Genomic DNA, 25,110 nt, shown 5'->3' with positions numbered 1-25,110 from the left:
GTCTAGCGCGAGCGCGGCGCATATGACGTGCCGCGGCGCGTTTTTCAATGGCTGGTTTAGGTGGACAGAAAGGCTGCCAACGCTTAAAATTTATACCCGCCCGAGACTCTCCATGACCCAAGGTCCACAAGCCTGCTTTGATGCGGCTTGCGGACTTTGCTGCACCTAAAGGCGGCCCCACATGCCCATTTCCGCTCTGCTTGCCCTCGAAGACGGCAGCGTATTTCACGGACACTCCGTGGGTGCGACTGGCGACACCGTTGGCGAAGTTGTTTTCAACACAGCGATGACGGGCTACCAGGAGATCCTTACCGATCCTTCCTATGCCCGCCAGATCGTCACCCTCACATACCCCCACATTGGCAACACCGGTTGCAATGAGGAAGACGCCGAATCGACAGCCGTCCACACGGCCGGCCTGATCGTTCGCGATATCCCCCGCCGCGCAAGCAACTGGCGTAGTACGGAAAGCCTGCCCGACTACCTCAAGCGCAACGGCATCGTCGCCATCGCCGGTATCGATACACGCCGCCTGACGCGCATTCTTCGCGACAAGGGCGCGCAGAACGGTTGCATCGTTGCTGGCGAATCGATCGATGTCGACGCGGCACTCGCCAAAGCCCGCGCGTTCCCCGGCTTGAACGGTATGGATCTGGCCAAGGTGGTCAGCGTCGACAAGCCTTACGGTTGGAACGAAGGCGTGTATGACCTCGATCGCACGGCGTTCAATCAGCCCGCAAAGCGTTTCAAGGTTGTGGCGTATGACTTCGGCGCCAAGCGCAACATTCTTCGCCTGCTCGCCGAGCAAGGTTGCGAGATCACCGTAGTGCCCGCGCAGACGCCTGCCGCCGACGTGCTGGCCATGAAGCCCGACGGCGTGTTCTTGTCGAACGGCCCGGGCGATCCGGCCGTGTGCGATTACGCGATTGCGGCCACGCGCGAATTTCTCAATGCGAAGATTCCGCTCTTCGGCATTTGCCTGGGCCATCAGATCATGGGTGCTGCGCTCGGCGCGAAGACCTTGAAGATGAAATTCGGTCATCACGGTGCAAACCATCCGGTGAAAGATCACGACGATGGTCGCGTGCTGATCACCTCGCAGAACCATGGCTTCGCGGTCGATGCCGCAACGCTGCCTTCCAATGTACGCATTACGCATACCTCGTTGTTCGACGGTTCGCTGCAAGGCTTCGCGCTCACCGATCGTCCTGCCTTCTGCTTCCAGGGTCACCCGGAGGCAAGCCCAGGTCCGCACGACATTGGTTATCTGTTCGACCGCTTCGCCAAGCTGATGCAGGAGGCCCGCTAAGATGGCCAAACGTACCGATATCAAGAGCATCCTCATCATCGGCGCAGGCCCGATCGTCATCGGCCAGGCGTGCGAGTTCGATTACTCCGGCGCACAAGCATGCAAAGCGCTGAAGGAAGAGGGTTACCGCGTCATCCTGGTGAATTCCAACCCCGCCACGATCATGACCGATCCGGAGACGGCCGATGCCGTCTACATCGAGCCGATCAACTGGCAGACGGTGGAACGCATCATTGCGAAAGAACGTCCCGATGCCGTGCTGCCGACGATGGGCGGCCAGACCGGTTTGAACTGCGCACTCGATCTTGCCGACAACGGCGTGCTTGAAAAGTACAGTGTCGAACTGATCGGTGCGTCGCGCGAAGCCATTCGCATGGCAGAAGACCGCGAGCTGTTCCGCGTCGCGATGTCGGAAATCGGTCTGGAGTGCCCGAAGGCAGCGGTGGCGCGTTCATTCGAACAGGCCGTCGAAATTCAGACCACCGTGGGTTATCCGACGATCATTCGCCCCAGCTTCACGCTTGGCGGTTCGGGTGGCGGCATTGCGTATAACCGCGAAGAATTCGAAGAGATCGTCAAGCGTGGTCTGGAGCTTTCACCGGTGCACGAAGTGCTGGTGGAAGAATCCGTGCTCGGCTGGAAAGAATTCGAGATGGAAGTAGTCCGTGACAAAGCGGACAACTGCATCATCGTGTGCTCGATCGAAAACCTCGATCCGATGGGCGTGCATACGGGCGACTCGATCACCGTCGCGCCGGCGCAGACACTCACCGACAAGGAATACCAGCGCCTGCGCGATGCCTCCATCGCCGTGCTACGCAAGATCGGTGTGGATACCGGTGGCTCCAACGTGCAGTTCGGTGTGAATGCCGAGACTGGCCGTGTGGTGGTCATCGAGATGAATCCGCGCGTGTCGCGTTCGTCGGCGCTGGCCTCCAAGGCCACGGGTTTTCCGATCGCCAAGATCGCGGCGAAGCTCGCCGTCGGTTACACGCTCGATGAATTGAAGAACGACATCACCGGTGGTCTTACGCCAGCGTCGTTCGAACCGACCATCGACTACGTCGTCACCAAGATTCCGCGCTTTGCCTTTGAGAAATTCCCGCAGGCCGACGCACGCCTCACGACGCAGATGAAGTCGGTGGGCGAGGTGATGGCGATGGGCCGCAGCTTCCACGAATCGCTGCAGAAAGCGTTGCGCGGCCTGGAAATCGGTAAGACGGGTCTCAATCCGACGGGTCTGAACATCGACACGGAAGATGGTCTGGCCACGCTCAAGCGCGAACTGCGCGAGCCGCGTCCGGATCGCGTGTTCCATCTGGCCGATGCTTTCCGCGCCGGTCTCACGCTGGAAGAAGTGCACGATCTGAGCCGCGTCGATCCGTGGTTCCTCGCTGCTTTCGAAGACATCGTGCTGACCGAAAAAGAAGTGCAGGAACACGGCCTGACTGCGCTGGATGCATCGCGTATGCGCGAGCTCAAGCGCCTTGGTTTTTCCGATGCGCGTCTCGCCGAGCTGACCAGCACGGACGAAGCGGCGATTCGCCATCTGCGCCGCACGCTGGGCGTTCGTCCGGTCTACAAGCGCGTGGATTCCTGCGCTGCTGAATTTGCCACGCATACGGCCTATATGTATTCGACCTACGAGGAAGAGTGCGAAGCCAACCCGACCAACCGCGACAAGATCATCGTGCTGGGCGGCGGTCCGAATCGTATCGGTCAAGGTATCGAATTCGACTATTGCTGCGTGCACGCTGCACTCGCGCTGCGTGAAGACGGATTCGAGACCATCATGGTCAACTGCAATCCGGAAACGGTCTCGACCGACTACGACACCTCCGACCGCCTGTATTTCGAGCCGCTGACGCTCGAAGACGTGCTGGAGATTGTCGATCTCGAAAAACCGAAGGGCGTGATCGTGCAGTACGGCGGTCAGACGCCGCTCAAGCTCGCGCGTGCACTGGAAGCAGCGGGCGTGCCGGTCATCGGTACATCGCCCGATTCGATCGATCTGGCCGAAGACCGCGAACGCTTCCAGCAGATGATCACCAAGCTGGGTCTGACGCAACCGCCGAACCGCACCGCACGCAATGCCGATGAAGCGTTGGCGCTGGCGCGCGAGATCGGTTATCCGCTGGTTGTGCGTCCCAGCTACGTGCTGGGCGGCCGCGCGATGGAAGTCGTGTACGACGATGCCGATCTCTCGCGCTACATTCGCGAAGCCGTGCAGGTATCCAACGACTCGCCAGTGCTGCTGGATCGCTTCCTCGATCACGCCGTCGAAGTGGACGTCGATATCATTGCCGACACCACGGGCAATGTGCTCGTTGGCGGCATCATGGAACACATCGAAGAGGCCGGCGTGCACTCGGGCGATTCATCCTGCTCGCTGCCGCCGTACTCGCTGTCGCCGGCCATCCAGGACGAACTGCGCCGACAGGTCGGCCTGATGGCGAAGGAACTGAAAGTCATCGGCCTGATGAACACGCAGTTTGCGATTCAGGGCGACACGGTGTTTATTCTGGAAGTGAATCCGCGCGCATCGCGCACGGTGCCGTTCGTCTCCAAGGCGACCGGTGTGCCTCTTGCGAAGATTGCCGCACGTTGCATGGCAGGCCGCAGCCTGGTGGAGCAGGGCACCACACGCGAAGTCATTCCAGCTTATTACTCGGTGAAGGAAGCGATCTTCCCGTTCCTGAAGTTCCAGAACGTCGATCCTATCCTCGGGCCGGAAATGCGTTCGACCGGCGAAGTGATGGGCGTGGGCCGCAGCTTCGGCGCTGCGTTTGCACGCGGTCACGACGCCGCGGGCATCAAGACACCGCCCAAGGGCAAAGTGTTTGTCTCTGTACGCGATGCCGACAAGGATCGCCTGCTGTCTGTCGCGAAGGACATCACGGCGCGCGGTTTCAGTCTTGTCGCCACATCCGGTACGGCAACCTATCTGACTGGTCACGGTGTTGTGTGCGAGCGCATCAACAAAGTGCTCGAAGGTCGCCCGCATATCGTCGACCTGATCAAGAACGGCGAAATTGTCTATATCGTCAATACCACTGAGGGCAAGCAGGCGATCGCAGACTCGTTCTCGATTCGCCGCGAAGCCTTGCAACATCGCGTCACCTATTCAACCACTGTCGCAGGCGCGCGTGCGCTGGTTCATTCGCTGGATTACCACGACACCGGTGAAGTACACAGTCTGCAGGAACTTCACAAGGAGCTGAGCGCATGAGTCGCGCCCCCATTACCAAGGTAGGTTCGGAGCGCTTGCGCGGCGAACTGGAACGCTTGAAATCCGTCGAGCGTCCAAAAATCATTGCGGCGATTGCCGAAGCGCGTGCGCATGGCGATTTGAAAGAAAACGCCGAGTATCACGCTGCGCGTGAGCAGCAGAGCTTCATCGAAGGCCGCATCGCCGAGCTCGAAGCGGCGTTGTCGACGGCTGAAGTCATCGACGTGTCGCGCCTGACGCCAGGCAACAAGGTGGTGTTCGGCGCCACGGTGGATTTGGAAGATGAAGACAGTGGCGAGGCAGTGACGTATCAGATCGTTGGCGATCTTGAAGCAGACATCAAGCAGCGTCTGATTGCAGTGTCTTCGCCAATCGCACGTGCACTGATCGGCAAGAGCGCAGGCGACAGTTTCGAGTTCAAGGCGCCCAACGGTGTGAAGCATTACGAAATTACCGGCGTCAGCTACCAATAAGTCATCCGGCGCATTGACGCGTTTGTGCGCCGGCGATGTAAGTAGTTGAGGCTCTGTAAAAGCACAGAGCCTCATTTGTTTTAAGCAGCGACGTTATGAGTTGCGTGCAAGCTTTTAATCGCGTGCCGCTTCATCAGCGTGCCTATTGATTTTCAGGGCGGAATCCGGAAGTAAGGACAGGTACTTCTTCCGGAGTGTCTTTGATTGGGTTGTACATAAGAAGAACTTGCAGATCTAAGACGCAGTGAACCACGATCGGCAACAAAAGATTTCCAGTGAGAATGGCGAGCAGACCAAGCATCAAGCCCGCGATGGTCGTTCTCACGACACCGGCGGCTCCTTGGTAGAGATGACCGAACCCAAAAACGAGCGAGCTAAGCAGCCACGCGAACGTGAGGCCGAGTGCGGGGCCGCCATGGAGATGCCCTTGCAGATATTGGAGCAGGAATCCCCTGTATAGCAGTTCTTCGCATATGCCTGCGGTGAGGCAGACCAGCGACCACCGGAGACGTTCTGATGGCGTCACCGGTAACATAAAAACTAACGAGTGCATGGCTTTGCGATAGCGTGATCGAACGCTCGGCTTGAACGCACATTGGATGCCGGGCCAGAGCGCCAATAGGAAGAACACGGTTACGCATGCGGCAAGAGCGTAGTGAGCGATCGGGTTGTGAAAGAGCGATGCTCCTTCGCTGGTTTGCGGCGTCACCCAAAACAAGGTTTTGAATGAAGTAAGGGCAAGCGCGATGACCGTCGCCACCCAAGTCGAAATGATTATTTTGCGATAGGTGGCGAGTCGCGCGGCACTGCTGCTGAACTGTTTGAGTCGTTTTATCGACCGCAAATCGGCGAAAGGCGCAACTGCCACAAACGCGATGGCCAATATGTCTTGAGCGAGTCCAACGGTGCGTTGTACGTCCATGAACTTCTCTATAAGTAAATGTGAATTTACATTTACATATCTCCACCTTACTGTCTAGTCATGCCGAGAACAAAAAAGCGCCTTGATCACGAACCCAAGCAGCAACGAAGCCGCGAAACGCTGGAGCGCTTGCTGGCAGCCACCATCAAAGTCCTCGACGAGGAAGGCCTGGAGGGCGCTGTGATCCCGAAAATCGCCGCTGCTGCCAAGGTTGCCCCCGCCAGTGTCTACCGGCGATTTGCGGACAAAGATGCATTGTTGCGATCGGCATTCCTGCACATGTTGCGCAAGAGCAACGAGACAAATCGCGAACGTATAGGAAAGGCACTTCTGCGAAAAACGTTGGAGGAAAGTGCAGCCCAGCTGATGAATTCGCTGCTTGAACAGTACAAGCGTCACCCGCGCCTGTTGCGAGCGTTGGCGAAATTCATAGAGACAGACACGGACCAGGATTTTGCTACGGAGAGCAAATTATACGTAGCCGAAAACATCAGCCTGGTCGTGGATGCTTTGCTGACTTTCAGGGCTGAAATTGAACATCGTTTCCCGCGTCGCGCGTTGCAGTTTGCTGTGCTTACGGCGGCGAGTGCTGCCGAAGGCTATGCACTCGATCCATCATCCATGTGGCACGTAGTAGCTCCCGTTTCAGAGAAAGAACTGAAGGCGGAGCTGGCGCGAAGTTTTGTGGCTTATCTGCGGCACCGCTGACAAGCGCATCTAATGGGGCATATATCCGGGCATAAAAAAAGCCGCTTCGCAGCGGCTTTTTCATGCATTCGTAGCGCGGATCAACGCTGACGCGCTTTGAAGCGCGGGTTGCTCTTGCAGATCACGAACACTTTGCCGCGACGGCGCACAACCTTGCAGTCACGGTGCCGCTGCTTGGCGGACTTCAAAGAGGAAAGCACCTTCACGGCAGGCTCCTGAAACGATGTGAGTCAAAGAAAGCGTAGAAGTATAACTATTTGAATCACTTATCACAAGCCTAAGACTTGCTTGGCTTCAGAAACCGTTTGCAGGAACTGCTGGACCACCGGCGAGGGGTTTTCGATGCGGCTGGCGACGGCCAGCAGCAGATAGGCATCTGGATCGGCTAGGGGTACATAGCTGACGCCGGCGAGCTGGACGGCCCGCATGCTGGCAGGAACAAGCGCCATACCTATGCCGGCGGCAACCAGCGCGATCAGGCCATTGATCTGCTGGGCCTGCTGCCGTACCAGGGGATGAAAACCGGCCCTGGCAGCGAGCAGAACCAGCCTGTCGTACAGCGTCGCGGCGAGTTCACGAGGTTGGATCACGAACGGCTCGCCAGCGATCTCGCCTATTTCGAGGCTTTCACGATCCGCGAGGCGATGACCGGAGGGTAGGGCGAGCAGCAGTGGCTCGCGATCGATGACGTCCAGCCGCAACGCGTGAGCATCTTCCTCGTGGCTGGGTTCATCGCGTACGAAGCCGACGTCGATCTGGCCGGCGCGCAGCGCGGTGAACTGAGGCTCGGTATACATCTCGCTCAGCCATACGCGGACATTGGGTGCGTTCTGGCCGAGCCGCAACAGGGTCTGTGGGAGAGCAGGGTGGAAGGACACCGATACGGTGTAAGCCAGCTTGAGATGCCCGCTGAACCCCGCCGCAGCCTCCGTCACCTTAACCCGCGTTTCCTCGGCCATCGCAAGAATCTGACGCGCCTGTTCGAGGAAGATTTGCCCCGGCGCGGTCAAACTGACGTTCCTCTTGTCCCGGTCCAGCAAGCGGATACCCAGATCCTGCTCGAGCGCCTGGATCTGCTGGGATAACGGAGGTTGTGACAAATACAGCCGTTGCGCAGCTCGCGTAAAGCTGAGCTCCTCGGCTACCGCTACGAAATAACGCAATTGGCGAAAATCAAACATATATGACTTTCGTATAAATGGAGGGCTAAATATATATTTGATTCTGTATCGCGTCGATCATAATATAACTCTTGTCGCGGCACTGACCCCCTCCCCCCGAGTGCCGCAGACCCTCGCCCCGCAGCGACGCTACCCCCGCGGTATTCGGCCTCCCTCCCCAGAGCCACTACCGACGCGTCGCTGGCGGGGCGCTTCCTTTTCTACCTTTTGAAATAGAGCCTTACAGAACTCTTTTAGAGTTCTGCGGCAAGTCGTGTGCCTTGGGCGATAGCACGTTTGGCGTCCAGTTCGGCGGCGACGTCCGCGCCTCCGATGACATGCACGCGCTGGCCCTGGGAGGTCAGTGCATCAGCGAGGTTGCGGTTCGGTTCCTGGCCGGCGCAGACAACGACGTTATCGACAGGTAGGACCTGCGGCTTGCCATCGACCGTGATGTGCAGCCCTTCGTCGTCGAACCGGTCATAGGTGACGCCGCCGACCATCGTGACTTTCTTGTTCTTCAACGTCGCGCGATGCACCCATCCGGTGGTTTTGTTCAAGCGCGCGCCTGGACGACCTTCCGAGCGTTGCAGCAGCCATATCTGACGTGCCGGAGGTTCTGGGTGCGCCGGTTTCAAACCGCCGCGTTCCTCCAGCGTCATATCCACGCCCCATTCGCGTGCCCACCGCGTGACATCCGTGGTGGGCGAGGGCGCGTGTTCGGTGAGGAATTCCGCAACGTCAAAACCGATACCGCCCGCACCGATGATCGCAACCCGATGTCCGGCGAGTTTGTCGTGAGCGAGGATGTCGAGATAATTCAGGACACGCGGATCATTGCTTCCCGGAAAACTTACTTTGCGCGGGGTAATACCCGTCGCAATTACGACGTCGTCAAAACGCTGCGCGCGAATGGATTCGGCATCGGCGCTTTCGCCCAATTGAACGCGCACGCCAACATCGGTCAGACGATGGCGGAAATAGCGCAACGTCTCGTGAAATTCTTCCTTTCCGGGGATGCGTTTCGCGTAGTTGAACTGGCCGCCGATTTGATTCGCTGCATCGATCAGCGTGACATCGTGACCGCGTTCGGCAAGCGTTGTTGCACAGGCCATGCCCGCGGGGCCCGCACCGATGACGCCGATACGCTTGCGCGTTTGAGCAGGCACGATTTTCAATTCGGTTTCATGGCACGCGCGTGGATTGACCATGCAGCTCGCGCGCTGATTCTGAAACACGTGATCGAGGCATGCCTGATTGCACGCAATGCACGTATTGATGCGATCGCTGCGATCGGCTTTTGCCTTGATTGCCCATTCCGGATCGGCGAGCAACGGACGCGCCATCGACACCATGTCGGCTTCGCCGCTTGCAATGATCTGCTCGGCCACATCAGGCATGTTGATGCGATTGGTCGTGATAAGCGGAATGGAAACTTCGCCTTTCAGCTTCTTCGTCACCCATGCAAAACCTGCGCGCGGCACACTCGTGACAATCGTCGGTACACGCGCTTCGTGCCAGCCGATACCGGTGTTGATGATGCTCGCACCGGCCGCTTCAATCGCTTTTGCAAGCGTGACGATCTCTTGCCAATCCTGCCCGTTCTCGACGAGATCAAGCATGGACAAGCGATAGATGATGATGAAATCCGGACCGACAGCCTTGCGCATGCGCCGCACGATTTCCGCTGGAAAACGCATGCGCCGCGTTGCATCGCCGCCCCACTCATCGTTGCGCTGATTGGTGCGCGCTGCGATGAATTGATTGATCAAATAGCCTTCCGAACCCATCACCTCGACACCGTCGTAGCCGGCGTCTTGCGCGAGCTTGGCGCAGCGAACGAAGTCGTTAATGGTGCGCTCGACGCCGCGCGCGCTGAGTGCGCGAGGGGTGAACGGTGTAATGGGCGATTTGATACGCGATGGCGCCACGGACAACGGGTGATAGCCGTAACGGCCCGCATGCAGAATCTGCATGCAGATGCGTCCGCCCTCCGCGTGCACGGCTTGAGTAACCTTTCGATGTCGCGGTTTGTGCCATGGCATCGTCAGGCGTCCGCCGAAGGGCTTCAACCAGCCCTGGACGCTGGGCGCGATGCCGCCTGTCACGATCAAGCCAACGCCACCACGTGCACGCTCGGCGAAATACGCGGCGAGTTTGTCGAAATCGGCGGCTTTGTCTTCCAGCCCGGTATGCATCGATCCCATCAGGATGCGATTGGGCAAGGTGACGTTGCCCAGCTGGAGCGGGGCGAAGAGATGGGGGTAGCTCATGCGACGACCGTGTTCAAACGATCGTATGAATGTGCCGATTTATCTCTGTGGGCGCAAGTGGCCCACATGGGTCAGGTGACCCTTACGGCAGCAATTGTCGTACCAGCGAGATGTACTGCCGCATGGCTTCGTCTTGCGGCATACCCTTCAGTTTTGCCCAGGCTTCCTGCTTGGCCGTGCCGATGAAGTCGAAGAAGCCCGGCTGGCAGCCATGGACATCGCCATCGGAACCTTGCTTGTAGAAGGCGTAGAGCTGCAGGAGGGTGTCGTTGTCGGGGCGTTCGCCAAACCGCTTGATGTCCCTAGCGGCCTGTTCGAACTCGCTACGGAGATCATTCATGGCGGGTGCTTGCGGTAAAACGTCGATGAGTTGAGAGCTGGCTAGCATGTGCTTAGTACCTCAATAAACAAGTTAAGCTAAGCACTTCCCGTGCCATCAGGTCATCCCATGCCGACGAGTCCGCCTGCGCCCGTACTGACCATCGACGGACCTTCCGGATCAGGCAAAGGGACCATCAGCCGGCTGGTAGCCGACCATCTGGGCTGGCGTTTGCTTGATTCGGGGGCGTTGTATCGGGCGGTGGGCTATGCAGCGGGCATGGCAGGTTTGGACCTGTCCGATGCCGAGGCAGTCACCCGTTGCGCGGAAACGACCAAAATCCAGTTCCGCGCGGGGCCTGATGATGGCGAGACGCGCGTGATTGTCAATGGTCACGATGCCACAGACGAGCTTCGGACCGAGACAGCGGGGGCGGCGGCGTCGGCCATTGCCTCGGTCCCCTCCGTCCGCCAGGCCTTGGTAGCGCTGCAGTTGAGCTTCCGCAAGCAGCCTGGGCTTGTGGCCGATGGCCGGGACATGGGGACGGTGATTTTCCCTGACGCCCGGTTCAAGGTGTTTCTGACCGCCAGCGCGGCCGAAAGGGCGAAAAGGCGCTATAAGCAGTTGAAGGAAAAGGGGCTAAGCGTTACACTTGCATCCCTTCAGAGCGAAATTGAAGCGCGTGATACCCGTGATGCATCTCGGGCTGTCGCGCCGCTCAAACCCGCCCGCGATGCGGTGTTGGTGGATACCACCGGCATGGGGATCGAGGATGTGGTCGCAAAAGTTTTGACCGTCGTCAAACCGTGAAACGGTGGCGGCGGTATTGGTGCTCCATGTCACGGCATGGGGTTGTGGTCAACGGTGAGAGGAAGCGATTTCCGAATCACCCATAACCGGTGGGCCTCGCCCATGCGCGAATATCCGACGGCGCATGTGCACAAGGGCCTTTTCTTATTTACGGAATCAACATGACTGAAAGTTTTGCCGAGCTGTTTGAACAGAGCCAACAGGCCATCTCCAAGCTGAAGCCGGGTGCCATCGTCACGGGCATCGTTGTGGAAATCCGCAACGACGTCGTCGTGATCAACGCTGGCCTCAAGAGCGAAGGCATCGTCCCGATCGAACAGTTCAAGGACGAGAAGGGCGAGTTGGAAGTACAGGTGGGTGATGAGGTGAAGGTTGCCCTCGACGCCCTGGAAGACGGCTTCGGCGAGACCAAGCTCTCCCGCGAGAAGGCCAAGCGTTCGATGGTGTGGGACGACCTGGAACAGGCGTTCGACAAGGAAGAAACCATCACCGGCATGATCTCGGGCAAGGTAAAGGGTGGCTTCACCGTCGACATCAAAGACGTCCGCGCGTTCCTTCCCGGTTCGCTCGTCGACGTGCGTCCGGTGCGCGATCCGGTCTACCTCGAGGGCAAGGCACTCGAATTCAAGATCATCAAGCTCGATCGCAAGCGCAACAACGTTGTGGTCAGCCGCCGCGCTGTGGTGGAGACCGAGTTCTCCGAAGAGCGCGAGAAGCTGCTGGAACGCCTGACCGAAGGCGCAGTGGTGAAGGGCACCGTCAAGAACCTCACCGACTACGGCGCGTTCGTGGATCTGGGCGGTATCGATGGTCTGCTGCACATCACCGACATGGCGTGGAAGCGCGTGCGTCATCCGTCCGAAGTCGTCAACGTCGGCGACGAGCTGGATGTTCGCGTGCTCAAGTACGACCGCGAGCGCAACCGCGTTTCGCTGGGCCTCAAGCAGCTGGGCGACGATCCGTGGGTCAACATCTCGCGTCGTTATCCGGTCGGCAGCCGTCTGTTCGGCAAGGTCTCCAACGTTACCGATTACGGTTGCTTCGTTGAGATCGAACCGGGCGTCGAAGGTCTGGTCCACGTGTCCGAAATGGATTGGACCAACAAGAACGTCAATCCGGCCAAGGTTGTGCAGGTCGGCGACGAAACCGAAGTGATGGTGCTGGACGTGGATGAAGAGCGTCGCCGCATCTCGCTGGGTATCAAGCAGACGCGTTCCAATCCGTGGGAAGCGTTCGCAGCGATGCACAAGAAGAACGACAAGGTGTCCGGTCAGATCAAGTCGATCACCGACTTCGGCATCTTCATCGGTCTGGACGGTGGCATCGATGGTCTCGTGCACCTGTCCGACATCTCCTGGCAGGCGTCGGGTGAAGACCTCGTCCGCAACTTCAAGAAGGGCGACGAGATCGAAGCCGTCGTGCTCGCCGTGGATCCGGAACGTGAGCGCATCTCGCTCGGCATCAAGCAGATGGAGCAGGATCCGTTCGGTCATTTCATGGCCGTCCATCCGCGCGGCACCATCGTCAACGGCACCGTGAAGGAAGTTGACGCGAAGGGCGCCGTGATCGATCTGGGTGATGGCGTCGAGGGTTACCTCCGTGCAAACGACATCGCCAAGGAGCGCATCGAAGATGCTACGCAGCATCTGAAGGTGGGCGACGCGGTCGAAGCCAAGTTCACGGGCATGGACCGTAAGGGTCGTCAGTTGTCGCTGTCGATCCGCGCCAAGGACGAGGAAGAGCTGCAAGACGCGATGGCGGAATATTCGTCGGCGTCCGGTGGCACGACCAAGCTTGGTGCGTTGCTCAAAGAGCAGCTCAACAAGGCTGACTAAGTAGTGCTTGCAGTGGGGCGGCGGTTACGCCGCCCCAACTCGTTCCACGTCACGGACATTGGGGACCCATGACCAAATCCGAGCTCATTGAGGCGCTAGCTAGGCGCCAGACCCATCTTGCGTTTGGCGACGTCGAGTTGGCAGTCAAGAACGTCATCGAACAGATGAGTCAGGCCTTGGCTACCGGCGAACGTATCGAAGTACGCGGTTTCGGCAGCTTTGCGCTGCATTACCGTCCGCCACGTATGGGCCGCAATCCGAAAACCGGCGACGCGGTTGCGTTGCCAGGCAAGCATGTTCCGCATTTCAAGCCAGGCAAAGAGCTGCGCGAACGCGTCAACATGCATCTGGAGCAGAAGAACGGTTAAGCCGTTCCATGCCCGAATCGTATTCCGACAGGCAGGCGACTTTTAGTCGACCCTGCCTTTCTTTTTTTGCGAATGGCGCAACGCTGACTGCGACTGAATCGACGTGCAGTCATACCTGTGCCACTCACAGTCAATCAGGTAAAGTTGTGCAATGCGATTGATCGTGACGCTACTACTGCTGTTGTTCATCGCCGGGGGTGTTGTACTCGGGGCGCTTAATGCCGATTTAGTCGGCTACGACCTTGCCTTCGCGCGTGTCCAGGTTCCCAAGGGAGCAGCCTTGCTCTCTGTGCTGGCACTCGGCTGGGTGCTGGGCGGATTGACCGCATGGCTTGGCGTGACGACCCGACATCGGCGCGAACGTCGGCATTCTGCCAAGGCTCAGGGCGCCAAGGTACCCAAGACATCATGAGCGCCTTCTACCCGCTGCTGGCTCTGCTCATACCGGCGGCCTTTCTAAGTGGCTGGTGGACAGCCCGCCGCGCCGGTGTGCGCCGCTCGGGTGCGCAGGTCAGCGAGCTGTCTTCCGATTACTTCCGTGGCTTGAACTATCTGCTCAACGAGGAGCAGGACAAAGCTATCGAGGTGTTCCTCAAGCTCGCCGAATACAACCGGGACACCGTAGAAACGCACTTAGCATTAGGTAATCTCTTTCGGCGTCGAGGCGAAGTGGACCGCGCGATTCGTCTTCATCAGCATTTAGTGTCCCGGCCCGGCTTGTCCGAAGGCATGAAGACCGTTGCCTTGCTTGAGCTTGGCGAGGATTACATGCGTGCCGGTTTGCTCGATCGCGCGGAAGCTTTGTTTTCCGACCTCGTTGCGATGAACGCGCACGCGCCATCCGCGTTGCGTCACCTGATCGCCATTTATCAGCACGAGCGCGACTGGCATAAAGCAATCGAACACGCACGTCGTCTCGAAACGATGACGGGCGAAGAAGAAGAAACCACCATCGCGCAGTTCTATTGCGAACTTGCCGAACAAGCGCGTCAACATGGCGCACGTGCGGAAGCACGCGACTATTTGCAGCATGCCTTTGCGTGCCAGCCCGATTGTGTGCGCGCCTTCATGCTCACGGGGCGTCTGCATGCCGAAGAAGGGCAACACGCTGAAGCGGTCGAGGTCTACGAACGCGCGGTCGATGCTGACATCGCCTTCGTGCCTGAGATTTTGCCACCGCTGCTGGACAGCTATGCGCGCTCTGGTCAAATGGAGCGTGCAGAGCGCTTCCTGCGCGACATTCTTGCGCGCTATCACGGTATTTCACCGGTTCTCGCATTGACGCATCTCTACGAGCAGCGGGATGGCGAAAAACCTGCGATTGAATTTCTTACGTCGCAATTGCGTCAGCGCCCCTCCGTACGCGGCCTGATGGCGCTTATCGATGCGACGATGGACAAGATCGAAGGCGAGGCGCGCGAGAACTTCCTGATCCTTCGCGACCTTACGCACAAGTTGCTCGAAGGGCAGGCGATGTATCGCTGCAGCCATTGCGGTTTCGGTACGAAAGCACATCACTGGCAGTGCCCTAGTTGCAAAGGGTGGAGCACTATCAGGCCAATTCACGGTGTGGCCAATGAGTAATGCCGTCGTGGCTACGTTCGCCCCGATCGCACTTTACGTTCTGATTGCTTTTCTTCTGGCGCTGGGCGTCGTGCGCGCTGCGATTGCCTACGCGCATCGCCGTGGCATGTTCGATCAACCCGGTCAGCGGCGCTCGCACAAAGTGCCCACACCACGTGGTGGCGGCATCGGCATTATTGTTGCCGTCGTGCCAACGATGCCGTTGTGTCTGCTGTTTGTACAACCTGTGTGGCCGATATTTACGGTTGTTGCATTGATCGTCGCGGTCGTGATGGTCGCGTGGATTGGTTGGTGGGACGACCATAGTTCTTTGCCCGCACTTCCACGTTTTGGTGTGCAAGTTCTTGCTGTCGCTATTTTTTGCGTCGCGTTGCTCATGGATGGTCCTAGCTGGTTCTGGCTACCGTTGCTCGTTTTGGCGGGAGCATGGAGCATCAATCTGCACAATTTCATGGACGGTATAGATGGCCTGTTGGCGCAACAAGGCGTCTTTGTCGCATGTGGCATGACAGTACTGTCATGGTTTGCCGGTCAGCCCGCGCTGGCCACAGCATCGGCCTGTGTTGCAGCGGCATGCCTGGGGTTCTGGTACTTCAACCATGCACCTGCCCGTATTTTTATGGGGGATGTTGGCAGCGGCAGTCTTGGCCTGCTTGTTTTCGCTCTAACTACCATGCTCTGGAAAGCGAGCTGGCCACTGGTTTGGGCATCCCTGATCCTCAGTTCAGCTTTTGTGACGGATGCGACCCTTACTCTTCTTACACGTATTCTGCGCGGACGCCGCTGGTACACTGCCCACCGCGAACATCTGTATCAATGGATTGTACGCAGGGGGCACGCACATGCTGTGGGGGCGGCGTGGTATTTCGGGTGGAATCTGTTGGTAGCGGTGCCATTCGCAGCGTGGGCGTTCGAAAAACCAGGGATGGGGCTAATCGCTTGCGTCCTTATTTATTCGATCGCTTCGGCTGTTTGGCTCGTTGCTAAGCGTCGTTACATCCAGCGAGATCGATACAAGGTTCGGCATGTCCATACGTAAACTAGTAGGCGTCGTTCACCCGCGAGTGGCCGTGGTTGCCCACGACCTGCTGGTCACAGCGCTCGCTTGGTGGGTGGCCAAGGAACTTCGCTACGCTATCGACCCGCAACTCCCGGTTACCTTCGGTTTCTTCGAATTTCCGATTGTCCTTCTTGTACAAGGTCTGATCTACGCGTGGACCGGGCTGTACAAAGGCGTATGGCGATTCGCCAGTCTTCCTGATCTGTGGAACATCTTGCGCGCCGCCATCGTCGGAACGGTGGCCATCGGTGTAGCACTCTTCCTGTATGGACGTTTGGAAGGTGTGCCGCGCTCCGTATTGTTGTTGTATCCGTTCGTGCTTGCGCTGTTTCTTGGCGCTCCGCGCCTGGCGTATCGATTCTGGAAAGACAGCCGCATCGATCTTTTCATGAATGCCAAAACACAGCGTGTGCTGATCGTCGGTGCGGATCGTGCCGGCGAAGCGCTTGCGCGCGATCTTCATCGCGATAGTCGTTATGTGGTGGTCGGCTTCGTCGACGATCAACGTTCGCTGCGCGGCGCGCGCATCAACGGCAAGCCTGTGCTCGGCACTCTGGACCAGCTTCCGGATGTCGCCAAGGAAGCCGCGGTACAAATGCTGTTGATTGCGTTGCCCGGTGCAAATGCACGACTGATGCGACACGTGGTCGATTTGTGCGACCGCACGGGTTTGCCTTACCGCACCGTGCCCAAGCTGGAAGATGTCGTCGCAGGGCGTGCCCAATTCAACCAAATCAAGGAAGTATCGATCGAGGACTTGCTGGGTCGCGATGCGGTGGAGCTCGATTGGACACGTATTCGCGAAACGTTGACGGGGCGTCGCGTGCTGGTGACGGGGGGCGGTGGCTCCATCGGCTCGGAGCTTTGCCGCCAGGTCGCTCGGCTGGGCGTCCAAGCACTGACCATCGTCGAATCCAGCGAATACAACCTCTATCAGATTTCACAGGAATTGCGTGCTGCTTATCCAGAGCTTCTGCTTAACAGCGTGCTCGCCGATTGCGGCGATCCCATCGCTATGCGCCGCCTGTTTACGGAGGTAAGGCCGCAGGTGGTTTTCCATGCGGCGGCGTATAAGCATGTTCCGATGTTGCAAGGACAGTTGCGCACCGCGGTTCGGAACAATGTGCTGGCAACACGCAACGTGGCCGATCTCGCGCACGAAACGCGCGTCGAGTGCTTCGTGCTTATCTCGACGGACAAAGCGGTCAATCCCACCAGTGTGATGGGTGCTTGCAAACGCATTGCCGAAATCTGGTGTCAGAATCTCAACGCAAATTCCAGCACGCACTTCATTACGGTGCGGTTCGGTAACGTACTTGATTCGGCTGGATCGGTCGTGCCCCTGTTCCGTCAGCAGATCAGTTCGGGTGGCCCGGTGACGGTAACGCACCCGGAAATCTCGCGTTACTTCATGACCATTCCGGAAGCCACGCAACTCATTTTGCAGGCGGCAGCCCTGGGCAAAGGCGGCGAAATCTTTGCACTGGATATGGGTGAGCCGGTGAAGATACGTGACCTCGCCGAGCAGATGATTCGTCTTGCTGGCAAGAAGCCCGGCACCGAGATACCGATTGTGTATACCGGTTTGCGTTCCGGTGAAAAACTCTTCGAAGAGCTGTTTCATCCGCTGGAGAACTACAGCGCAACCGCGCACAACAAGATCTTCCTTGCGCAACATCGCCCGGTCTCATGGGATCTGTTGCAGGTACAGATGACCCGAGCAGCTGACTCGGTGCGCAGTTACGATGAAGAGGAATTGCGGCGCTGCGTCTCCAACCTGCTGCCGTCGTTCTGCTGGACCGATGTGGCACAGCCGGATAACGTTGTTTCGATTCGTCGCAATGAAATGGGAGAGAAGTGAGTGAGTAAGCCCTTGCGCAAAGTGGTATTTCCGGTTGCCGGTCTAGGTACTCGTTTTCTTCCCGCGACCAAAGTTGTTGCCAAGGAAATGCTCCCGGTATTGGATAAGCCGCTTATCCAGTACGCGGTCGATGAAGCCGTCGACGCTGGTGCCGATACGCTGATCTTTGTCACCAATCGTTACAAACACGCTATTGCCGATTACTTCGACAAGGCTTATGAGCTTGAAGCGAAGTTGCAGGAGAAGGGCAAGGACGAACTCCTGGCGCTGGTGCAAGGCACGCTTCCCAAACATGTGCGTGCGATTTTCGTGACCCAACCCGAGGCGCTTGGACTTGGTCATGCGGTGCTTTGCGCCAAACCGGTGGTAGGCGATGAGCCGTTTGGAGTCGTGCTCCCCGATGACCTGATCTGGAATCAGGGCAAGGGCGCTTTGCGCCAGATGGCCGAGCTGGGTGAGACGGAAAAAGCTGGCGTCATTGCGGTGGAAGAAGTACCGCACGATCAGACCGACAAATACGGCATCGTCGATGCCGAACCCATCGACACACGAAGCGCGCGCATCCGCTTCATGGTCGAGAAACCCAAGCCGGCCGATGCGCCGTCCAACCTCGCGGTGGTCGGCCGTTACGTGCTGCCCGGCCGCATCTTTCAGCTACTCGAACAGACGACGCCTGGTGCAGGCGGCGAGATACAGCTCACGGACGCCATCGAGGCGCTTTTGAAGGAGCAGGGCAAGGTGCTTGCCTATCGTTTTGAAGGCACCCGTTTTGACTGCGGGAACAAAGCCGGCCTGGTGCGCGCCACCATGCATATGGCCATGCAGGACCCGACACTCGCCAAAGTCGTCCGAGAGTTCAAGCAACACTGACGGCAGGCCTGGCGCCGAGCCGATACGGCGCCTGCTATTTTTTCGTCATGCTTCTGCCCGAGGCCGTACGGTCGTGCCAGAATCCTGACCGCAAGCTGCCATTTTCAATGCGCAGTATGTGCATGGGGAATCTTGTTCGTAGTGGTTCATGCCTGTCGGCGTGAGCCTTCCCTACAGCTGGGCGAACGCCGCGGCGTGCAAAACGCCGGGGTCATACACGGATTGAATATCGGAAGGCATCATGGATCTGCTGCGTTTTCTGCTTATGCTGCCCGTGCGCCTCGTGCGCGGTGTGCTCAGCGCACTGGGCTGGATATTGGCGCCGTTGGTCGGCAACGTCACCTGGGCAGCCCCAACGTGGATGCACGTCGTGCGCCGACGCCCCTTACGTTCGGCTTCGGCCGTTCTCGTCGCGGTACTGGTTGCTGCTGGCAGCTGGTACGGATGGCAGTGGTATAAGCATCGCCCGCGGCCGCCCGAACCGCTTCGCATCACCTGGCAGATCAACGCGCCTGCGATCACCGATTACACCAAGCTGCCGCTGGTCATCCAGCCGCTTGAGGTTGATTTTTCGGCCTCTGCCGCACCCATTGAACTGGTTGGCAAGCAAGTAACCACCGGCATCACCATGCAGCCCGATACCAAGGGGCAATGGACCTGGGTGGATGACAAGACATTGCGCTTTACGCCCGCCGCCGACTGGCCGGTCGGACAGCATTACAAGGTTCGTTTCGATATCCCGCAGGCGTTTGCGCATCACGTACTGCTCGCGGACGATCACTTTGAATTCGATACGCAGCCATTTTCGGCGACGCTTGGTCGCGGCGAGTTTTATCAAGACCCGCAGGACCCAACAGCAAAAAAGACCATCATCCCCGTCAATTTCAACTATCCAGTCGATAGCGCGCAATTGGAAAAACGTATCGAGCTCGCACTGGACGGACAGGGTGGTAAAGCCTCTACGCCGCTCAAGTTCAGCGTTACGTACGATCAATACAAGTTGCACGCATGGATTCATTCACAGCCGCTGGATTTGCCGCGCGACGACGGTTCGGTGTCGCTGAAACTTGATAGCGGCGTACAGAGTTCCCGCGGCGGCGAGGGCACTAACGCCGACCAAAGCGCCAGCGTGCGCGTGCCGGGCCTCTATAGTTTAGCCGTGCAGGACATCAATCCAACACTCGTTGATAACGACAAGTACGAACCCGAGCAGGTGATGGTCGTTAACTTGAACGGTGCCGTGCGTGACAGCGATCTCGCAGGTCTCGTTCATGCATGGGTATTGCCCGCGCACAAACCGGGTGTCGATAACGCCGATGACGGCCAATACGACTGGAGTACGGGCGAAGTTGGTGTAGATACGCTGCGCAAGTCGCAAGAGCTGCCGCTGGAAGTCGTGCCCACCGAGAACGACTACCAGGAATTGCAGAGCTTCAAGTTCCACGCCGATCCGGGTCAGCGGATCTACGTTCGTGTGGACAAGGGACTGAAGTCGTTTGGCGGATACATCCTTGGTGCGCCTTCGGTGCAAATCGTCACCGTGCCCGACTATCCGAAACTCTTGCGTTTCATGGCTGACGGTTCGCTGCTTTCGCTCAGTGGCAGCAAACGCATTTCCGTCGTGTCGCGCAATATGACCGGCATGCGGCTGGAAGTCGGACGCGTGCTGCCGGATCAATTGCAGCATCTGGTCAGTCTCAATCAGGGTAACTACAGCCATCCGCAGCTTATTTACGGATTCGGTGAGGAGCACATCGTTGACCGTTATGAGGTTAAACGTGCGTTCCCGACCGGCGATCCCGCGCACGCGCACTACGAAGGTGTGGATCTGGGTCAATACCTCCAGGAAGGCAAGCGCGGTGTATTCCTGCTGCACTTGTACGACTTCGACCCGGCCGCTGAGAAGAAACAGGCTGACGAAGCGGCGAAAGCCAAGGCTTTTGCAAAGCAGGGCATTGCGCCGCCGCCTGCGGGCGCGCAACCGGACCCGGATGCATCGAGCGACGACAGCAGCGCAAACGATGACTCCAACGACAGTGCCGAAGACAGCCGCCTGATTGTCGTTACCGATCTGGGCATGCTGGTGAAGCGTGCGCTGGATGGAAGTCAAGACGTCTTCGTGCAATCCATTCGTACCGGACAACCCGTCGCCGGTGCGGAAGTATCCGTGCTTGCCGTCAACGGCCAAACCTTGTTTACCGAAAGCACCGGCGCCGATGGCATGGTGCATTTCCCAACGTTCAAAGGTCTGGATCGGGAAAAGCAGCCGTCCCTGTATGTGGTCAAGAAAGCCGACGATCTTTCCTTCCTGCCGATTGGCGGCAGCGACAGGCAGCTGGACTATTCGCGCTTCGACATTGGCGGCGAAGCCAGTGCGGTGAATCCTGGTACGTTGTCCGGCTACCTATTCTCCGATCGCGGCATCTATCGCCCGGGTGATGACATCCACATTGGTCTGATCGTCAGAGCCGCGAGCTGGGTGCGCGATGTAGCAGGTATTCCGCTGCAAGCGGAGGTGGTCGATCCACGCGGTGTGACCGTCAAGCAAATCCCGCTGAAAATGGATGACTCCGGCTTTGGCGAATTGACGTACACACCATCCGAAACCGCGCCGACCGGCACTTGGACGGTCAATCTGTACATCGTGCGCGACGGCAAAGCCGATACGCAGATTGGCAACACCACCGTGCAGGTGAAGGAATTCCTGCCGGATCGCATGAAGGTCGAAGCGAAGTTATCGAGCCAGGTGACCGAGGGCTGGGTGAAGCCCGCTGGGCTGAAAGGCATCGTCGATGCGCAGAATCTGTTTGGCACTCCCGCTGCCAATCGTCGTGTGGAAGCGTCGCTTACCTTGCGTCCGGCATGGCCTGCGTTCCACAGCTGGCCCAACTATCACTTCTACGATGTGCATCGTGCGAAGGATGGTTATGACGAAGCCTTGCAGGATGGCAAGACCGACGACAACGGCCATGCCGAATTCGATCTGGATTTGAAGAAGTACGCCGATGCGACGTATCAGCTTTACTTTCTTGTCAAGGCGCACGAAGCCGACGGCGGCCGCAGTGTGGCCGCCGCAACACAGAGCCTCGTATCCAGCAACGATTGGCTGGTGGGTTACCGCAGCGATGACGACCTCGATTACGTCGATCGCAATGCTGTGCGAAAAGTGCATCTAGTGGCGATCGATCCGCAGGCTAAATCGATCAAGCTCGATGGCCTAAAAGCGCAGTTGATCGAGCGCCGTTACGTTTCCGTACTCACCAAGCAGGATTCGGGCGTCTACAAATACCAATCGCGTCTCAAGGAAATTCCGGTCAACGAACAGCCGCTACTGATTCCCGCGGGTGGCCTAGATTACGCATTGCCAACCGACAAACCTGGCAACTATGCGCTAGTGATCCTGCGCGGCAGCGATCGCATCGAAGTCAACCGCATCAGCTATTCGGTGGCCGGTGCCGCCAACCTGTCGCGTTCGCTCGATCGCAATGCCGAGCTTCAGCTCAACCTGGAAAAGCCCGATTACAAGCCCGGCGACACGGTGAACATTTCCATCCACGCGCCATATGTTGGCAGCGGCCTGATCACCATCGAGCGCGACAAGGTGTACGCGCATGCGTGGTTCCACGCCGACACCACCAGCTCCGTCCAGCAGATCACGATTCCGAAGGACTTCGAGGGCAACGGCTACATCAACGTGCAATTCGTCCGCGATCCATCGTCAGATGAGATTTTCATGAGCCCGTTGAGTTACGGCGTGGTGCCGTTCTCGGTGAATCTGGATGCACGCCGCGATCCGATTACGGTGGAATCGCCCAATCTGGTCAAACCGGGCGATACGGTCACCTTCAAGCTGCATGCGGATCATCCGGCCAAAGCGGTCGTCTTTGCGGTGGACGAAGGCATCCTGCAAGTGGCGCACTACAAGCTCGGCGATCCGCTGACGTATTTCTTCCGCAAAAAGATGCTGGAAGTTCAGACGTCGCAGATCCTCGATCTCATCTTGCCGGATTTTGAAAAGTTGATGGCTAGCGCGGCAGCGCCCGGCGGCGATGCCGATGCGGCTATCGGCAAACAATTGAATCCGTTCAAGCGCAAGCGCGACAAGCCGGTGGTGTTCTGGTCGGGCATCGTCGATGTCGATGGCGAGAAAGATTTCACGTATACCGTGCCGGACTATTTCAACGGCAAGCTTCGCGTGATGGCGGTCGCTGTCTCGCAGGATCGCGTGGGCACCTACGAAGGTGCGACGACCGTGCGCGGCGACTTCGTGCTGTCGCCGAACGTGCCGACTACGCTGGCTCCGGGCGATGAGGTGGATATCAGTGTCGGTGTCGCCAACAATCTGACTGGCCTGGGCGGTAAGCAGGTGCCGGTTGCGGTAACGCTGAAAACCGGCCCGCAGCTGCAAGTAGTCGGTGCGCCGACGCAAAACATCAGTCTCGCCGAAATGCGCGAGGGCGTCGTGAAGTTCCGCGTCAAAGCAACGGATCAGCTTGGCTCGGGACATCTGGCCTTTACTGCCGCGTACGGCGACAAATCGGCAGGTCAGGCGGTGGATGTGTCGGTACGGCCGGCCTCGGCGTATCGCACTCAGGTCGATGTTGGCCAGGTTGCCACGCGAAGCCAGATCGATACCGCGTCACTCAGGCCGATGTACGACGCCTACGCAACGCGCGACGCGGCGATCTCGCCGTTGCCCGTCGTGCTGGCACAGGGCATTACCAGCTACTTGGTTAACTATCAAAATTATTGCAGCGAGCAGATCGTGAGTGCAGCGATGCCGCGCCTGATCATGGACAAGTGGCCGCAGGTTCCGGTCTTCAATCACGTGCTGCAGCCGGTTTTCGCCGAAAAGAAAATCAGCAACGCAGAAGCCGTCTCGAAGCTTCTGGATGTGCTCCACTCGCGTCAGAACAGCGAGGGCGGATTTGGTCTCTGGTCGGCGACACCTGATTCAGAGCCGTTTGTTTCCAACTACGCCATGAACTTCATGCTGGAGGCGCGCGACCGCGGCACGCCCGTTCCACAGGACATGCTCGATGCAGGCAATAAGTATCTGCAACAGCTCGCCAACGACAACGGTATGGACTCGCTCGATTTACTACGTCAGCGCGCCTATGCCGCGTATCTGTTGACACGTCAGGGCAATGTCACCACCAATGCCTTGGCGTCGATCCAGAAACGCTTGCAAGAAGCCTATCCGGAAGATTGGAAGAACGATCTTGCGGCAGCTTGGCTGGCCGCGTCATACAAACTTCTGAAGCAGGATGATGAGGCGAATCGTTTGATGGCCGGCCCCGAGAAAGCACTTGTGCGCTCGGAAGCTAGAGAGAAGTATTTCTACAGCTACTACTACGATCCGCTGGTTCGTGACGCTACGGTGCTGTACCTGCTGTCCAAGCACTTCCCGGATCGCGCCAAGGCACTTCCGCCTCGTGTGTTCGAAAATCTCGCGTGGCCGATGGCACATGACGACTACAACACGCTATCGTCATCCATGACGATTCTTGCGCTGGACAGCTACGCCGATCAGACGTCGGCAGAGTTGGACAAGCTCGGCATTCAGGAAGTGCATGCGGACGGAAGCACGAAAACCATTTCCAGCATTGAAGGCAATCTGCTTCAGGCGGGAAGTTGGGATGTATCCGCCAGCAAACTGCGCTTCGTGAACCAGAGTACGTTGCCTGCATGGCATGTCGTCAGTCAGGGGGGCTACGACAGCAGGCAACCGTCGGATGCCATCAAGAATGGCATTGAGGTCATACGCGATTACACCGATGACCAAGGAAAAGCGGTCGATACGTTGACCGTTGGCCAGGAGATCAACGTGCATGTTCGCATTCGCGCAACGGGCGACGATGGTATCGGCAATGTGGCCGTCGTCGACTTGTTGCCGGGCGGTTTTGAACCGGTTATCGAGCCGCCCCCGCCGGTCAACGCGCCGCAAAATGCCGACAACAGCGGCGGCGACAACAGTGGGAATGACAATAGCGATAACGGCAACAATGATTCGGGCAACGGCAATCCACCACCCGCTCCCGCGTGGCGCTCGACGATCGGCTTGCCGCAGTCGACATGGCAGCTCGACTATGCGGACATCCGCGAAGACCGCGTCGTGATCTACGGCACGGCGACGCCTGATGTCCACGAGTTCGTCTATCGCATTCGTGCAACCAACGCAGGCAAATTTGCCGTACCGCCAGCGTATGCCGAATCGATGTACGACCGCTCCATCCAGGCGCGTTCCGCTGGTGGCGCAACGTTGACCGTGACGGATAAGCCCTGAGCAGACAGGCGCCCTCTCTTCGGATGGAGAGGGCGCTTTACAC

At 58.4% G+C, this 25,110-nt stretch carries 17 protein-coding genes and 1 pseudogene; 13 read left to right on the top strand and 5 right to left on the bottom strand.

The features are described from left to right. The first annotated feature begins 181 nt into the window (after positions 1-181). The 3 genes from carA to greA are packed head-to-tail and all read left to right on the top strand — an operon-like array spanning position 182 to position 5,011. Positions 182-1,309 carry a glutamine-hydrolyzing carbamoyl-phosphate synthase small subunit gene (gene carA / locus EKH79_RS04465; RefSeq protein ID WP_126672586.1) on the top strand — a complete coding sequence of 376 codons (1,128 nt, stop codon included), beginning with the start codon at positions 182-184 and terminating at the stop codon, positions 1,307-1,309. Position 1,310: 1 nt separating this feature from the next. After that, the gene (gene carB / locus EKH79_RS04460) at positions 1,311-4,538 is read left to right on the top strand and encodes a carbamoyl-phosphate synthase large subunit (RefSeq protein ID WP_126672585.1); all 3,228 of its coding nucleotides are present in this window, start codon (positions 1,311-1,313) and stop codon (positions 4,536-4,538) included. Next, entirely contained in the window at positions 4,535-5,011 is a 477-nt protein-coding gene (gene greA, locus EKH79_RS04455) for a transcription elongation factor GreA (RefSeq protein WP_126672584.1), read from the top strand. Before carB ends, greA begins: the two co-directional genes overlap by 4 nt. Before the next feature lie 142 nt (positions 5,012-5,153). Here the strand turns inward: greA and EKH79_RS04450 are convergent, their stop codons facing one another. After that, positions 5,154-5,933 (bottom strand): CPBP family intramembrane glutamic endopeptidase, encoded by a 780-nt coding sequence (locus EKH79_RS04450; protein ID WP_126672583.1) that lies wholly within the window; start codon positions 5,931-5,933, stop codon positions 5,154-5,156. A gap of 129 nt (positions 5,934-6,062) precedes the next feature. Here EKH79_RS04450 and EKH79_RS04445 point away from each other — a divergent pair, with 129 nt between their 5' ends. Next, on the top strand, positions 6,063-6,641 hold the full coding sequence (locus EKH79_RS04445; protein WP_158621198.1) for a TetR family transcriptional regulator: 579 nt from the start codon (positions 6,063-6,065) through the stop codon (positions 6,639-6,641). A gap of 80 nt (positions 6,642-6,721) precedes the next feature. Here EKH79_RS04445 and ykgO read toward each other — a convergent pair whose 3' ends face one another. The 4 genes from ykgO to EKH79_RS04425 form a co-directional block, all read right to left on the bottom strand. Then, positions 6,722-6,847 (bottom strand): type B 50S ribosomal protein L36, encoded by a 126-nt coding sequence (ykgO, locus tag EKH79_RS04440; protein ID WP_008215056.1) that lies wholly within the window; start codon positions 6,845-6,847, stop codon positions 6,722-6,724. A gap of 63 nt (positions 6,848-6,910) precedes the next feature. After that, entirely contained in the window at positions 6,911-7,822 is a 912-nt protein-coding gene (locus EKH79_RS04435; RefSeq protein ID WP_126672581.1) for a LysR family transcriptional regulator, read from the bottom strand. 233 nt (positions 7,823-8,055) lie between these two features. Next, entirely contained in the window at positions 8,056-10,074 is a 2,019-nt protein-coding gene (locus EKH79_RS04430) for an NADPH-dependent 2,4-dienoyl-CoA reductase (protein ID WP_126672580.1), read from the bottom strand. An 82-nt stretch (positions 10,075-10,156) separates the two neighbouring features. Further along, positions 10,157-10,414: an acyl-CoA-binding protein gene (locus EKH79_RS04425; protein WP_126672579.1), complete on the bottom strand. Its 258-nt coding sequence runs from the start codon at positions 10,412-10,414 to the stop codon at positions 10,157-10,159. Positions 10,415-10,522: 108 nt separating this feature from the next. Here EKH79_RS04425 and cmk point away from each other — a divergent pair, with 108 nt between their 5' ends. The 9 genes and pseudogenes from cmk (at position 10,523) to EKH79_RS04380 (ending at position 25,067) form a co-directional block, all read left to right on the top strand. Beyond that, the gene (gene cmk / locus EKH79_RS04420; RefSeq protein ID WP_126672578.1) at positions 10,523-11,203 is read left to right on the top strand and encodes a (d)CMP kinase; all 681 of its coding nucleotides are present in this window, start codon (positions 10,523-10,525) and stop codon (positions 11,201-11,203) included. A gap of 161 nt (positions 11,204-11,364) precedes the next feature. Next, complete coding sequence (gene rpsA, locus EKH79_RS04415) at positions 11,365-13,038, top strand: 30S ribosomal protein S1 (protein WP_126672577.1); 1,674 nt, start codon at positions 11,365-11,367, stop codon at positions 13,036-13,038. A gap of 41 nt (positions 13,039-13,079) precedes the next feature. Further along, positions 13,080-13,406: pseudogene (locus EKH79_RS04410) on the top strand (integration host factor subunit beta); the annotation flags it as partial. A 151-nt stretch (positions 13,407-13,557) separates the two neighbouring features. Then, a complete protein-coding gene (locus tag EKH79_RS04405) occupies positions 13,558-13,818 on the top strand; it encodes a DUF1049 domain-containing protein (protein WP_126672575.1) in 261 nt (86 codons plus the stop codon). Continuing rightward, a complete protein-coding gene (lapB, locus tag EKH79_RS04400) occupies positions 13,815-14,990 on the top strand; it encodes a lipopolysaccharide assembly protein LapB (RefSeq protein WP_126672574.1) in 1,176 nt (391 codons plus the stop codon). Before EKH79_RS04405 ends, lapB begins: the two co-directional genes overlap by 4 nt. After that, the gene (locus tag EKH79_RS04395) at positions 14,983-16,029 is read left to right on the top strand and encodes an MraY family glycosyltransferase (protein WP_126672573.1); all 1,047 of its coding nucleotides are present in this window, start codon (positions 14,983-14,985) and stop codon (positions 16,027-16,029) included. Before lapB ends, EKH79_RS04395 begins: the two co-directional genes overlap by 8 nt. Continuing rightward, on the top strand, positions 16,016-17,911 hold the full coding sequence (locus EKH79_RS04390) for a nucleoside-diphosphate sugar epimerase/dehydratase (RefSeq protein ID WP_126672572.1): 1,896 nt from the start codon (positions 16,016-16,018) through the stop codon (positions 17,909-17,911). The genes EKH79_RS04395 and EKH79_RS04390 overlap by 14 nt, the downstream gene beginning before the upstream one ends. Continuing rightward, positions 17,912-18,781 (top strand): UTP--glucose-1-phosphate uridylyltransferase GalU, encoded by an 870-nt coding sequence (galU, locus tag EKH79_RS04385; RefSeq protein WP_126672571.1) that lies wholly within the window; start codon positions 17,912-17,914, stop codon positions 18,779-18,781. A 241-nt stretch (positions 18,782-19,022) separates the two neighbouring features. Beyond that, the gene (locus EKH79_RS04380) at positions 19,023-25,067 is read left to right on the top strand and encodes an MG2 domain-containing protein (protein WP_126672570.1); all 6,045 of its coding nucleotides are present in this window, start codon (positions 19,023-19,025) and stop codon (positions 25,065-25,067) included. Positions 25,068-25,110: the final 43 nt, after the last annotated feature.

Source organism: Dyella dinghuensis, from assembly GCF_003977615.1.
GTDB classification, from domain to species: domain Bacteria; phylum Pseudomonadota; class Gammaproteobacteria; order Xanthomonadales; family Rhodanobacteraceae; genus Dyella_B; species Dyella_B dinghuensis.
Note: the sequence above shows the minus strand (reverse complement) of the source record. Positions and strands in the feature narration are given on the sequence as shown.

Excerpts from the sequence above, each read along its gene's own strand:
- carA (WP_126672586.1), top strand. The coding sequence starts at position 182 with ATGCCCATTTCCGCTCTGCTTGCCCTCGAAGACGGCAGCGTATTTCAC.
- carB (WP_126672585.1), top strand. The coding sequence starts at position 1,311 with ATGGCCAAACGTACCGATATCAAGAGCATCCTCATCATCGGCGCAGGC.
- greA (WP_126672584.1), top strand. The coding sequence starts at position 4,535 with ATGAGTCGCGCCCCCATTACCAAGGTAGGTTCGGAGCGCTTGCGCGGC.
- EKH79_RS04450 (WP_126672583.1), bottom strand. The coding sequence starts at position 5,933 with ATGGACGTACAACGCACCGTTGGACTCGCTCAAGACATATTGGCCATC.
- EKH79_RS04435 (WP_126672581.1), bottom strand. The coding sequence starts at position 7,822 with ATGTTTGATTTTCGCCAATTGCGTTATTTCGTAGCGGTAGCCGAGGAG.
- EKH79_RS04430 (WP_126672580.1), bottom strand. The coding sequence starts at position 10,074 with ATGAGCTACCCCCATCTCTTCGCCCCGCTCCAGCTGGGCAACGTCACC.
- EKH79_RS04425 (WP_126672579.1), bottom strand. The coding sequence starts at position 10,414 with ATGAATGATCTCCGTAGCGAGTTCGAACAGGCCGCTAGGGACATCAAG.
- cmk (WP_126672578.1), top strand. The coding sequence starts at position 10,523 with ATGCCGACGAGTCCGCCTGCGCCCGTACTGACCATCGACGGACCTTCC.
- rpsA (WP_126672577.1), top strand. The coding sequence starts at position 11,365 with ATGACTGAAAGTTTTGCCGAGCTGTTTGAACAGAGCCAACAGGCCATC.
- EKH79_RS04405 (WP_126672575.1), top strand. The coding sequence starts at position 13,558 with ATGCGATTGATCGTGACGCTACTACTGCTGTTGTTCATCGCCGGGGGT.
- lapB (WP_126672574.1), top strand. The coding sequence starts at position 13,815 with ATGAGCGCCTTCTACCCGCTGCTGGCTCTGCTCATACCGGCGGCCTTT.
- EKH79_RS04395 (WP_126672573.1), top strand. The coding sequence starts at position 14,983 with ATGAGTAATGCCGTCGTGGCTACGTTCGCCCCGATCGCACTTTACGTT.
- EKH79_RS04390 (WP_126672572.1), top strand. The coding sequence starts at position 16,016 with ATGTCCATACGTAAACTAGTAGGCGTCGTTCACCCGCGAGTGGCCGTG.
- EKH79_RS04380 (WP_126672570.1), top strand. The coding sequence starts at position 19,023 with ATGGATCTGCTGCGTTTTCTGCTTATGCTGCCCGTGCGCCTCGTGCGC.